Genomic DNA, 12927 nt, shown 5'->3' with positions numbered 1-12927 from the left:
GATGGCAACCATCACGATGGCGCGCGACACCCCCGGCACTGTGCACAAGGATCAGATCCGCCGGGCCCGGCGCCGACAGAACCTGACCGGCTGGTTGTTCATCAGCCCGATCGTGATCGGGGTGGTGGCGTTCCAGTTCTTCCCGATCGTGGTCTCGATGGTCGCGTCGCTGACCGACTGGAACGGGATCGCGGCACCGAAGTTCGTCGGCCTGAAGAACTTCACCGAGATGTTCACCGACGACCCACTGTTCCTGCAGACGTTCAAGAACACCGTGTACTTCACGCTGGCAAGCATCCCGCTGACGATCGGCATCGGCCTCGTACTGGCACTGCTGTGTGCCCGGCCGATCCGGGGCGTCGCGTTCTTCCGGACGGCGTACTTCGCGCCGTACGTGACGAACGTGGTCGCGATCGGGTTCGTCTGGTTCTGGTTCTTCCAGCCCGACAACGGCGTGATCAACGGCCTGCTGCACCAGATCGGGATCACCGGCCCGCAGTGGCTGTCGAGCTCGACCTGGGCGATGCCCGCGGTGATCATGGTGAGCGTCTGGCAGGGCATCGGCTACCCGATGATCATCCTGCTCGCCGGGCTGCAGGGCCTGCCGGGCGACCTGTTCGAGTCCGGGAAGCTCGACGGTGCGGGCGCCTGGCAACGGTTGCGGTACATCACGCTGCCGCTGCTGACACCGCACTTCCTGTTCCTGCTGATCACCCAGTTCATCTCGACGTTCCAGGTCTTCGGCCTGATCTACGTGATGACCAAGGGCGGGCCGGGGCACGCCACCAGCGTCTACATCTACAACATCTATCAGAACGCGTTCAGCTACGGGAAGGTCGGCTACGCCTCGGCGATGTCGTGGGTCCTGTTCGTGGTGATCGCGGCCGTCACCTACCTGCAGTGGAAGCTGCAGAAGAGGTGGGTGTTCTACACATGAGAGTCGTCTCCAAGACCTCCCAGTACGTCGTCATGTCGCTGTTCGCACTGGTGTTCCTGGCGCCGCTGATCTGGATGATCAGCGCGTCGCTGCGGCCCGAGGCGAAGGTGCTCAGCGTGCCGCCGAAGTTCCTGCCGACCGACACGCACTGGGACAACTACCGGCAGGTGTTCGAGCTGATCCCGGTGTTCTTGTGGAACAGCGTGAAGCTCGCCGGGCTGAACGTGATCGGCATCCTGATCGTCGCGTCGATGGCCGGCTACGCGTTCGCGCGGTTGCGGTTCGCCGGCCGCGACATCGCGTTCATGGTGCTGCTCGGCACGTCGATCATCCCGGGCATCGCGTACCTGATCCCGCAGTACATCGTTTTCCAGCACATCGGCTGGGTGGACACGCAGTACCCGCTGTGGGTGCCGAAGGTGCTCACGCCGGTGTTCGCGACGTTCCTGATGCGGCAGTCGTTCATGACGATCCCGCAGGAACTGGAGGACGCCGGGAAGATCGACGGCGCGTCCACGTTCGGCATCTACTGGCGGATCATGCTGCCGCAGACCAAACCGGCGCTGGCCGCGATCGGCGTGTTCACGTTCCTCGAGTCGTGGAACGACCTGTTCGGGCCGCTGATCTACATCACATCCGAGAACTTGCAGACGTTGCCGGTGGCGCTCGCCCAGTTCCAGGGCGAGTACTTCACCCAGATCAGCCTGCTGATGTGCGGTGCGACGATCTCGGTCGTGCCGGTGATCGTCGTCTTCCTCTTTGCACAGCGCTATTTCATCCAAGGCATCACGATGACAGGAATGAAGGGGTGAGCATCGTGCCCGATCGGGTCGTTGCCATGCAGATCGGAGCCATCTCGTTCGTCGACGAAGGTGTCGACCGGACGCTCGACATCCTGGCCGAGCGCGGTGCGGTGAACGCGCTGTTCCTGGCCACGCCGACCTGGACCCGGGGAACCGGTGGCCGGCAAATCCCGGGGCATCCGCTCCCGGACCACGGAGGGCAGGAGTACGACCTCGGCTGGGTCGGCGGGAACTACGCCAAGACCCATCCGGAGTACTACGGAAACACCGTGCTCGGATCGGCCGGAAAGGCGCCGGAACATCCGGAATTCGACCTGCTGGGCGACGTCATCCCGAAGGCGCGCGAGCGCGGGATCAAGTCGTACGCCTGGATGGAGGAGAGCGGCGGTGCCCGCCAGTTGCGTACGTACCCGAACTTCTCCAAGGTGCTCGAGGTGGATGCCTGGGGCCGGCCGGGGCGGCGTCCGTGCTTCAACAATCCTGACTACCGCAACTGGCATCTCGGGTTCGTCGAGGACTATGTACAGAGTTACGAGCTCGACGGGCTGGCCTGGTGTTCGGAGCGGCCCGGCCCGCTGAACATGCTGATGCAGAGCACGCCCGACGTGGCGGAGATCGGCTGCTTCTGCACGCACTGCCGCGAGTTCGCCCGCGAGCGCGGTATCGACGTGAACCGCGCGATGCAGGGGTACCGCGAGCTGGTCGAGTGGAACCAGCGCGTCGGCGCCGGCGAGCGACCGGTCGACGGTGCGTTCGTGACGTTCTGGCGGATCCTGCTGAACTTCCCCGAAGTACTGGCCTGGCAGACGTTGTGGACCGAGAGCCAGCGGCAGCTGTACCGCGACATCTACGGCGTGACCAAGGCGATCTCGCCCGAGGTCGAGGTCGGCTGGCACGTGTACCACAACATCTCGTTCAGCCCGTTCTATCGCGCGGACCAGGACTACGCCGAGATGGCGAAGTTCTCGGACTTCATCAAGGTCGTCATCTACAACAACTGCGCCGGCCCGCGGTACTACACCTGGGTGAAGAGCATCTGCGGTGCGCTGTTCGCCGACGCGGAGCCCGAGGACGTCTACCCGTTGATGATGAAGCTGCTGCAGCTGGACGAGGGTGACTACGAGAAGCTGCCGCAGTCCGGGTTCACCGCGGACTACGTACGCCGGGAGACCGAGCGGGCCGTTGCGGGCGTCGGCGGGCAGAGCAAGATCTATCCGGGCATCGACATCGACATCCCGGTCGGGGTCGCGAAGCAGCGTGGGCTCGAGCGGCCGCGCGACCTCGGTACCAAGATCAACTGGGACGACAACGAGGGCGAGCTGAGCCGGTGCACCCGGGAGTCCGTACGGGACGCGACGCTGGCCGCGTTCGAGGGCGGCGCCGAGGGGGTTGTGCTGAGCCGGAAATACTCGGAAATGCTGCTGGAAAATCTTTCCGGAGCGGGTGACGCGATCCGGAGTCTGCCGTGAAACCCTGGTACCAAAGGACTTTCCGGTGGGCGCAGACCAATCTCACCGAGAAGGATCCGGCCCGGTACGACGCCGACTGGTGGCGGCAGCACTGGCGTCGGACCAAGGTCCAGGGGGTGATTGTCAACGCCGGCGGGATCGTCGCGTACTACCCGAGCAGGTTCGAGCTGCAGCACCGCGCGGAGTACCTCGGCGGCCGCGACCTGTACGGCGAGATCACCGAGCTGGCGCGCCAGGACGGGCTGACCGTCCTGGCACGGATGGACTCCAATCGCGCCCACCAGCCGCTGTACGACGCGCACCCGGACTGGTTCGCGATCGAGGCCGACGGCAACCCTTACCGGGCCGGTCAGTTGTACGTGGCGTGCGTGACCGGCCCGTACTACAAGGAGTTCCTGACCGGCATTCTCGAGGAGATCATCGACCGTACGGCGCCGGACGGCATTACCGACAACAGCTGGAGCGGTCTCGGGCGGGACTCGATCTGCTACTGCCCGAACTGCCGCGACAGCTTCGGGCAGGACCTCCCGGCGCGGCCGGACTGGTCCGATCCGGGCTACCGCCAGTGGATCCGGTGGAGCTATGACCGGCGGCTCGCGGTGTGGGACCTGAACAACGAGGTGACGCGGGCCGCGGGCGGCCCGGACTGCTTGTGGATCGGGATGAACGGGGGCGAGGTCGTTGCGCAGAGCAAGAGACTGCGCGACGACGTCGCGATCTGTGAGCGGGCGTCGATCTTCCTGCTCGACTCGCAATGGCGGCACGAGGAGTCCGGGTTCCAGGCGAACGCGGACTCCGGAAAACGGCTGCACGGCCTGCTCGGCTGGGACACGCTGATCCCGGAGAGTACGGCGATGTACGACGCCGGCGTACCGACGTTCCGCCTCGGGAGCAAGCCGGCTCCGGAGGCCCGGATGTGGGCGGTCGAGGGCTGGGCCGGCGGCATCCAGCCGTGGTGGCACCACATCGGCTCGGTCCACGAGGATCGCCGGCAGTACGCGACCGCACAGCCGCTGTTCGAGTGGCATGAAGCGCACCAGGAGTTCCTGGTCGATCGGGAGCCGGTGGCGACGGTCGGCGTGCTGTGGAGTCAGCGGAGCGTCGACTTTCACGGCAAGGATGCGCCGGAGGAGGTCAGCCAGCTGCCCTACCGCGGCTGGACGGATGCGCTCGTACGGGCGCGCATCCCGTACTTGCCGACGGCCGTCGTGGACGAACGGTTCAAGGTGCTCGTGCTGCCGAACGTGGGTGTGCTGACCGACGACCAGTGCGCGCAGCTCGCTGCCTACGTGGAAGGTGGCGGAAAGCTTGTCGTTTCCGGCGAGTCCGGGCTCTACGACGAGTGGGGTGATCGTCGGGACCGGTGGCAGTTGGGTGAGCTGCTTGGTGTTCGGCACCAAGGAAAACGTTTTGGTGACGGGTCGGTGACCGACTGGGAGCACTACGACAGCCACAGCTATCTCAGGATCGAGGAGCGAAACGTTTTCCGCGGCGACACCGACGTGCTGCCGTTCGGCGGTCAGCTGGAGGTGGTGGAGACGGACCGGACCAAGGCGCTGACGTGGATCCCGCCGTTCCCGATCTATCCGCCGGAGAAGTCGTGGATGGAGGAGCCGCGCAGCGACGTACCGGCACTGGTCCTCGGTGAGCGGACGGCGTACCTCGCGGCGGACCTGGACCGGTTGTACGCCAAACACCATCACCCCGACCACGGTCAGCTGCTGGCGAACCTGGTGCGGCACGACGGCGTACCACTGAAGGTTTCCGGTGCAGGCGTGCTCGACTGCCAGCTCTACCGGCAGGGCGACCGGCACATCCTGCACCTGGTCAACCTCGACCAGGGCGGCGCCTGGCGCGGTCGTCTGGAGGAGTTCACCCCAGTGGGCCCGTTCACGATCGAGGTCAAGGCGAGCGCGACCCAGGCCCGCCTCCTCGTCTCGGGGACCGAGGCGGCGGTGCAGGAGCAGGACGGCTGGATTACGGTCGGAGTAGACCGCATCACCGATCACGAAGTCGTAGTACTGGATTAAGGCCGCGGCGAGTGGTGTAGCGCCTACTGCGCGGCACTCGGCACGGCACCTCGCCGCACGGGTGCAAAGGCCACGATGCTCCGCATCGAGACCTTCGCCCCCGGCGCGCCGAGCTACCGCACCGAGCACCTGCTCGCTACGGCGCTACACCACTCACCACGACCTAAGGAGCCCCAAGTGCCAGTCGAGGTCACCGGCCCGATGCAGGAGCGGTACGACGAGATTCTCACCGAGCGTGCGCTCGGACTGATCGAGACGCTGCACCAGGCGTACGACGCGCGGCGCCGGGAGCTGCTCGGGCGCCGGGCGGAGCGGATCGCGGCGATAGCGGCCGGGACGGAGCTGGGCTTCCTGCCGGAGACGAAGGACGTCCGGGACGACCCGGAGTGGCGGGTCGCCCCCGCCGCTCCGGGGCTGGTCGACCGCCGGGTGGAGATCACCGGGCCGACCGACCGGAAGATGACGATCAACGCGCTGAACTCCGGCGCCAAGGTGTGGCTCGCCGACCAGGAGGACGCCAACACGCCGACCTGGGAAAACGTTGTCGGCGGCCAGCTGAACCTCCTCGACGCGATCACCCGGAAGATCGACTTCAGCACCGGCACCAAGAGCTACGCGCTGAAGCCGGACGCGGAGCTGGCGACGATCGTCGTCCGGCCCCGCGGCTGGCACCTGCCGGAGAAGCACATCCTGGTCGACGGCGAGCCGACCTCGGGCGCACTGGTCGACTTCGCGCTCTACTTCGCGAACTGCGCGCAGCCTCAGCTGGACCGCGGCCAGGGCCCGTACTTCTACCTGCCGAAGATGGAGTCGCACCTCGAGGCGCGACTGTGGAACGACGTGTTCGTGACCGCGCAGGAGGCGCTCGGCGTCCCGCGCGGGACGATTCGCGCAACCGTACTGATCGAAACCTACCCGGCGGCGTTCGAGATGGAGGAGATCCTCTACGAGCTCCGCGAGCACTCGGCCGGCCTGAACGCGGGCCGCTGGGACTACATGTTCAGCGTGATCAAGACGCACCGGACCCGCGGCACAGCGTTCCAGTTGCCGGACCGCAACAGCGTGACGATGACCGTGCCGTTCATGCGCGCGTACACCGAGCTGCTCGTGCGCACCTGCCACAAGCGCGGCGCGCACGCGATCGGCGGGATGGCGGCGTTCATCCCGAGCAAGGACCCGGCGGTGAACGAGCAGGCGTTCGCGAAGGTCGAGGCCGACAAGACCCGCGAGGCCGGCGACGGCTTCGACGGTTCCTGGGTCGCGCACCCGGGGATGGTCGAGACCTGCCGGACCGTGTTCGACGCGGTGCTGGGTGACCGCCCGAACCAGGTCGACAAGCTCCGCGAGGACGTCGCGGTGACCGCCGAGCAGCTGCTGGACGTCGCGGCCACCCCCGGCGCGGTGACGGAGGCGGGCCTCCGCAACAACGTGAGTGTCGCCCTCCAGTACCTGACGGCCTGGCTCCAGGGCACCGGCGCGGTCGGCATCTTCAACCTGATGGAGGACGCCGCCACCGCCGAGATCTCCCGCTCCCAGATCTGGCAGTGGCGCCGCAACCAGGTCACCCTGGACACCGGAGAGACCGTTACCACCGAACTGGTCGAACGCATCGCCGACGAGGAGATCGCCGCACTGGGCAGCGCCGAGCAGTACGACGCGGCCCGCTCGCTGTTCCTCGAAGTTGCGCTGGCGGACTCCTACGTCGACTTCCTGACCCTGCCGGCGTACGAGCAGTTCCGCTGACCACACTCCGCAGGACGGTTGCAGAAGGCAACTGAGAACTTCACCGGATGCCGGCTCACGGGCCGGCATCCGGCTGTTAACGATCTTTTCGGCAATGGCCGTAACTCGTTGACACGGGTGCGCCGACGGCTCTACGGTCCCGACCATAACTCGGGTTCCGGACGCCAGAAAGGCGGCACTCCAGTGGCCAAACGTGCGTGGACAGGTTCGGTGCCGCCGGTCGGGCAGACCCGGCGCGACTTCCTGCGACTCTCCGGTCTGACCGTGGCGGCGCTCGGCGGCAGTTGGGCGCTGACCGGCTGCGGCTTGTTCGGCAGCGACGACAAGGCCGCCGAAGGCCAGTCGACGCTGAAGATCGACTACGTCCCGGTCGAGGTGCTCGACCCGCAGGTGATCACCAACGGCATGTGGATCCTGAGCCGGGGGATCTCCGAGGGTCTGGTCAGCCAGACCGAGAAGGGTGACGGCGTGATCCCGGCCGTCGCGAGCGAATGGAAGGTCTCCGACGACCACCTGACGTACACGTTCACGTTGCGCGACAACGCGCAATGGTCGGACGGGAAGCCGGTCGTCGCGCAGGACTTCGAGCGGACGTACAAACGACTGTTCACCCCGGCGGCGTCCTCCGCGGGCGGCACGACGCTGGGCGCGAACAGCTACCAGACCGCGACCGGGATCAAGGGCGCCCAGGACTTCCTGGCCGGCGTCCTGACCGACTGGACCAAGGTCGGTGTGAAGGCGAACGGCGACCACGAGCTCGTCCTCACGCTGGCCAACCCGAACCCGGACTTCCTGCTGGCGCTCACCCACCCGGCGCTGCTGCCGCTGCCGATGGACCTGGTCGAGAGCAAGCCGAAGGACTGGCAGAACCCGCCGACGTACGTCTCCAACGGCCCGTACACGGTGACCGAGTGGGTGCAGAACTCGCGGCTCATCCTGACGCCAAACGAGAAGTATTGGGACCGCGACAACGTGAAGCTCGACCGCATCCAGGTCAACCTGGTCGAGCCGAGCGCGGCCGCCACCGCCACGGTGCCGTACGAGAACGGCGAGACCGACCTGACCCAGCTCAGCGGTCCCGACGTGCTGCGCTTCCAGAAGGACGCCGAGCTGTCGAAGCAGCTCCAGCAGACCGAGAACTACAGCATCCTCTACCTGGCGAAGCTGCGCAGCGAGCACAAGGCGATGGAGGACGTCCGGGTCCGCAAGGCGTTGTCGCTGGCGCTCGACCGGAAGACGCTGGCCGGCGTGCAGCCGGGCCAGCAGGCGGGGGTCTCGCTGGTGACCAGCCGGACCGCGGGCTGGGACGAGAGCATCGGGATCAAGGACGACGCCGCGGAGGCGAAGAAGCTGCTCGCCGAGGCCGGCTACCCGAACGGGCAGGGCCTGCCGCCGATCCGGCTCCTGGTCGGTACGCCGGACACCACCCTCGCCGACGCGATCGTGGACAGCTGGACCAAGCAGCTCGGCATCAAGGCGAGCGTCGACCATGTCGAGGCCGGCGTCTACACCGAGCGCCGGTGGGAGGTCCAGAAGGGCAACTACATCGGCTTCTACTACGGCACGTTCGCCGGGCTGCCGACCTGGCCGACGATGGTCGGCTCGCTCTGGTCGCCGCAGAACGTCCAAGAGATCAGCCTGCCGAGCGACCAGTGGCAGAAGTACCAGGCCGTGCAGCAGGACAAGAACCTCAAGCCTGCCGCCAAGACCGCCCAGCTGAAGGCGATCCTCACCGCGCACGCCACCAAGCCGGCGCTGCAGATCGGCGCGCTGGTCGACCAGGCCGCCGCCGAGCCGGACGACGCCAAGCGGATGGACCTGTACAAGCAGGCTGCGAAGCTCCGCGAGGAGCAGTACCTGTACCTGCCGGTGCTCTGGCTGAGCATCTTCCATGCCGTCAAGCCGAAGGTGCACGGCCTGCAGTTGAGGGCGTACCCGGACTACTTCTACCTCAAGCCGCTCAGCGTGGGGAGCTGACCGTGGGGCTCGCCGTCTACATCGGCAAGCGCGTGGTACGGCTGGTCCTGTCCCTGATCGCCGTCTCGATCCTGACGTTCACCCTGCTGCAGCTCGCGCCGGGCAACTTCGCGGACCTGCAGCGGGTGAACAGTGGCGCCACGAACTTCGGCGGCGTCGGCACCGAGTCGATGGTCGGCGAGCTGCAGACCCGGTACGGCGCCGACGTCCCACCCTGGAAGCAGTACCTGATCTTCATGAAGGGTGCGGCGCACTGGGACTTCGGTCCGTCGTACAAGTACGCGAGCCGCAATGTGCAGGACATCATCGCGGAGGCGTTCCCGGTCTCGGCGACGCTAGCGTTGCTCGCGGTCGTGCTGGCGCTACTGATCGCCGTACCGGTCGGGGTGTTCGCGGCGTTGCGGCAGAACACGAAGACCGACCACGGGACGATGTTCCTGGTCACGCTCGGCCATGCGTTGCCGAGCTATCTGAGTGCGGCGTTCATGATCCTGCTGTTCTCGGCCACGCTGAAGTGGTTGCCGTCGGGCGGCTGGAACGGCCCGAAAGACCTGATCCTTCCGGTGCTCGCGCTGAGCCTCGGTCCGGCCGCGGTGCTGGCGCGGTACGTACGGTCGAGCATGCTCGAGACGCTCCGCGAGGAGTACGTCACCGCTGCGCTGGCCAAGGGCGGCCCCCGCCGTACGGTCATCGTCCGGCACGCACTGCGCAACTCGCTGATCCCGCTCGTCACGGTCGCCGGCCCGCTGCTCGCGGCGCTGATGACCGGCACGGTCTTCGTCGAAGCGCTGCTGCGGATCCCTGGCCTCGGGCTGTACTTCGCGAACGCCGCCGCCAGCCGGGACATGCCGTTGCTGATGGGGACGGCGATGTTCTTCGCGCTGATCCTGATGGTCACGAACCTCGCGGTGGACCTGATCTATGGCCTCCTCGACCCCCGAATCCGTACCGTGGGAGGTGGATCGCATGACGGCCACTGAAGGTATCGAGGCCGCCGGCGCGGCCGCTGCCGGAACGACTGGCGAACCCGAGCCGGCCGACTCCGGGACCACCGCCCGCGGGCCGTGGTCGCGGGCGTGGGGCCGGTTCCGCAAGCATCGCCTGGCGTTCGGCAGCCTGATCTTTTGCACGCTGCTGATCCTGATCGCGATCGCTGCGCCGCTGATTGCGCCGTACGGCTACGAGCAGACCGACATCCAGCACAAGCTCGCCGGGCCGGGCGCTCCGGGCCACCTGCTCGGCACCGACCTGCTGGGTCGCGACATCCTGAGCCGGCTGATCTACGGCCTGCAGACCGCGCTGACGGTGGCGTTCGGCGCCGAGTTGACCGCGCTCGTCCTGGCGCTCGCGATCGGGCTGTTCGCGGGGTACCTCGGCGGCCGGGTCGAGCAGGTGCTGATGGCGTTCACCGACGTGATGTACGCGTTCCCCAGCTACCTGTTCGCGGTCGTGATGGTCACGGTGCTCGGCCGCAGCATCTTCGCGCTCGTGGTTGCGATCGGCATCGCATCCTGGGTCACCCAGGCGCGGCTGGTCCGCGCGCAGGTGATGACGCTGAAGGAGCGCGAGTACGTCGAGGCCGCGCGATCGATGGGCGCGAAGGGCAGCACGATCGCGATCCGCTACATCCTGCCGAACGCGATCGGCCCGATCCTGGTCACCACCAGCTTCGCGATCCCGGCTGCGATCGCCGCCGAAGCGGGGCTAGCACTGCTCGGGCTCGGCGTCCAGCCGCCAACGCCGTCATGGGGCGCGATGATCAGCGAGGGCAGCCGGTACCTGCTGGCCGCCCCGCACATGCTCGTTGCGCCTGCGGTGCTGTTCGCGCTGACCCTGCTGGCGTTCACGTGGATCGGCGACGGCGTCCGGGATGCCTTCGACCCGAGCGGAGAGCAACGATGAGCGACGACGAGGCGCTGCTGTCGGTTCGCGACCTGCGGACCACGTTCCGGCGTACCGAGGGGGAACCGCTCACCGCGGTCGACGGGGTGTCGTTCGACGTACGGCGCGGGCAGGCGCTGGCGATCGTCGGCGAGAGCGGCAGCGGCAAGAGCGTCACGATGCGCAGCGTGATGGGGATCCTGCCGCGTACGGCCCGGATCACCGACGGGCAGGCGTACTTCGGCGGACGGGACCTGCTCGCGATCGGGGACAAGCAGTTGCGCAAGGTCCGCGGGCGCGACATCGGGATGGTCTTCCAGAGCGCGATGGAGGCGATGAATCCGACACTCACCCTGGAACGCCAGCTCACCGAACACCTGCTGTGGCACGGGATCTGTACGAAGGCCGACGCCCGCAAGCGCGCCGTCCGGGCGCTCGGCGACGTCGGCATCCCGGATCCGGAGAAGCGGATCCGTACCTATCCGTTCCAGCTGTCCGGCGGGATGCGGCAGCGGGCGATGATCGCGATGGCAATGGTCACCGAGCCGGCGCTGCTGATCGCCGACGAGCCGACCACTGCCGTCGACGTCACGCTGCAGCGCCAGATCCTCGATCTGCTGAAGGACTTGAAGGATCGTGGCACCGGCGTCGTGATGATCACCCACGACCTCGGCGTCGCGCGTTACTTCTGCGACGACGCGGTCGTGATGTACGCCGGTCGCGTGGTCGAGCGGGCGCCGATGGGCCAGTTGCTCGACGACCCGCGGCATCCGTACACCGTCGGTCTGCTCGGATCGAGCGTCGAGGTCGGCGGGCGGGACCTGCCACTGCGGCCGATCCCGGGAAGCCCGCCGGACCTCGCGCACCGGCCCGAAGGGTGCGCGTTCCATCCGCGCTGCCCGCGGGCCGAGCTGCCGAGTTGCACGACCGAGCAGGAGATCCTGACCATCGGCCCCGCCCGCGAGGCCGCGTGCTGGAAGGTGGCGGTCAATGCCTGACGTACTGGTACGCGCGGAGTCGGTCACGAAGGTCTTCCGGACCCGGGCCGGCGAGGTCCGCGCCGTCGACGACGTGACGCTCACCGTGCATCGCGGCGAGACGCTCGGTCTGGTGGGCGAGAGCGGCAGCGGGAAGTCGACGGTCGCCCGGCTGATGATGGGGCTGCAGGCGTGTACGTCGGGCAACGTCGTGTTCGACGGCAAGGACCTCGGCGCGCTGCCGGCGCGTGAGCTGCGGACGTTGCGGCCGCGGATGCAGATGGTCTTCCAGAACCCGTACGGCTCGCTGCTGCCGCACTTCAGCGCGGTCGGCAACGTGATCGAGCCGCTGCGGCTGCACGATCGCGGCGACAAGGCGTCCCGGCGTACCAAGGCCCTGGAACTGCTCGACCTGGTCGGTATCAACACCCACCACGCGGAGCTGTACCCCCGGCAGTTCTCCGGCGGTCAGCAGCAGCGGATCGCGATCGCGCGGGCGCTGGCGCTGGAGCCCGACCTGCTGGTCTGTGACGAGCCGACCTCGTCGCTGGACGTCTCCATCCAGGCGCAGATCCTGGAGCTCTTCACCGACCTGCGCGAACGCCTCGGCCTGTCGTTCCTCTTCATCTCTCACAACCTCGCCGTCGTCGAACGCCTCGCCGACCGCGTCGCCGTCATGAAGAAGGGCAAGGTGGTCGAGGAGAGCGCAACCGAAGACCTCTTCCGCGCCCCCCAAGACGACTACACCCGCGAACTCCTCACCGCCGTACTCCCCGTCCGCCAACCCCCCACCCCCTAACAACCCGCCCCACCCCGAGCAACCCGTCCCGCTCCGAACAGCCCGTCCCGCTCCGAGCAACCCGCCCGCCCCGAACAACCCGCCCCGCTCCGAACAGCCCGTCCCGCTCCGAACAACCCGCCCGCCCCAAAGCGCCCGTCCCGCTGCGAACAACCGCCCCACCCGCACCCATAGCCCGCCAACGCAAACCCACCAGCTCAGGGGTCAACCTCTGAGGTGGTGGGTTAGCCAGCGGCATGCAAGTGCGCAAGCAACCAGCTCCGCGGTTAGCCCCTGAGCTGGACGACGGGGGCGCCGCATCCGCGACGGGC

At 67.5% G+C, this 12927-nt stretch carries 10 protein-coding genes; all 10 read left to right on the top strand.

Annotated features, from left to right (window positions below):
• Nucleotide 1: 1 nt before the first annotated feature.
• Entirely contained in the window at nt 2-937 is a 936-nt protein-coding gene (locus tag ACGFI6_RS30695) for a carbohydrate ABC transporter permease (RefSeq protein WP_393124664.1), read from the top strand.
• Nucleotides 934-1749, top strand: a complete 816-nt coding sequence (locus ACGFI6_RS30690; RefSeq protein ID WP_393124662.1) for a carbohydrate ABC transporter permease — start codon at nt 934-936, stop codon at nt 1747-1749. Before ACGFI6_RS30695 ends, ACGFI6_RS30690 begins: the two co-directional genes overlap by 4 nt.
• Nucleotides 1746-3209 (top strand): hypothetical protein, encoded by a 1464-nt coding sequence (locus ACGFI6_RS30685; protein WP_393124660.1) that lies wholly within the window; start codon nt 1746-1748, stop codon nt 3207-3209. Before ACGFI6_RS30690 ends, ACGFI6_RS30685 begins: the two co-directional genes overlap by 4 nt.
• Nucleotides 3206-5239, top strand: coding sequence for an alpha-amylase family protein (locus tag ACGFI6_RS30680; RefSeq protein ID WP_393124658.1), 2034 nt, complete (start codon nt 3206-3208; stop codon nt 5237-5239). Before ACGFI6_RS30685 ends, ACGFI6_RS30680 begins: the two co-directional genes overlap by 4 nt.
• Nucleotides 5240-5416: 177 nt before the next feature.
• Nucleotides 5417-6982: a malate synthase A gene (gene aceB, locus ACGFI6_RS30675; RefSeq protein ID WP_393124656.1), complete on the top strand. Its 1566-nt coding sequence runs from the start codon at nt 5417-5419 to the stop codon at nt 6980-6982.
• A gap of 183 nt (nt 6983-7165) precedes the next feature.
• The gene (locus tag ACGFI6_RS30670; RefSeq protein WP_393124654.1) at nt 7166-8959 is read left to right on the top strand and encodes a peptide ABC transporter substrate-binding protein; all 1794 of its coding nucleotides are present in this window, start codon (nt 7166-7168) and stop codon (nt 8957-8959) included.
• 2 nt (nt 8960-8961) lie between these two features.
• Entirely contained in the window at nt 8962-9939 is a 978-nt protein-coding gene (locus ACGFI6_RS30665) for an ABC transporter permease (protein WP_393124652.1), read from the top strand.
• Nucleotides 9926-10861, top strand: a complete 936-nt coding sequence (locus ACGFI6_RS30660; protein ID WP_393124650.1) for an ABC transporter permease — start codon at nt 9926-9928, stop codon at nt 10859-10861. The genes ACGFI6_RS30665 and ACGFI6_RS30660 overlap by 14 nt, the downstream gene beginning before the upstream one ends.
• The gene (locus ACGFI6_RS30655; RefSeq protein WP_393124648.1) at nt 10858-11838 is read left to right on the top strand and encodes an ABC transporter ATP-binding protein; all 981 of its coding nucleotides are present in this window, start codon (nt 10858-10860) and stop codon (nt 11836-11838) included. The genes ACGFI6_RS30660 and ACGFI6_RS30655 overlap by 4 nt, the downstream gene beginning before the upstream one ends.
• Nucleotides 11831-12616, top strand: coding sequence for an ATP-binding cassette domain-containing protein (locus tag ACGFI6_RS30650; RefSeq protein ID WP_393124646.1), 786 nt, complete (start codon nt 11831-11833; stop codon nt 12614-12616). Before ACGFI6_RS30655 ends, ACGFI6_RS30650 begins: the two co-directional genes overlap by 8 nt.
• Nucleotides 12617-12927 lie beyond the last annotated feature (311 nt).

This window comes from Kribbella sp. NPDC048928 (assembly GCF_043197975.1).
Taxonomy (GTDB): Bacteria; Actinomycetota; Actinomycetes; order Propionibacteriales; family Kribbellaceae; genus Kribbella.
The sequence above is the reverse complement of the archived record's forward strand: the minus strand, read 5'-3'. Positions and strand labels throughout refer to the sequence as shown.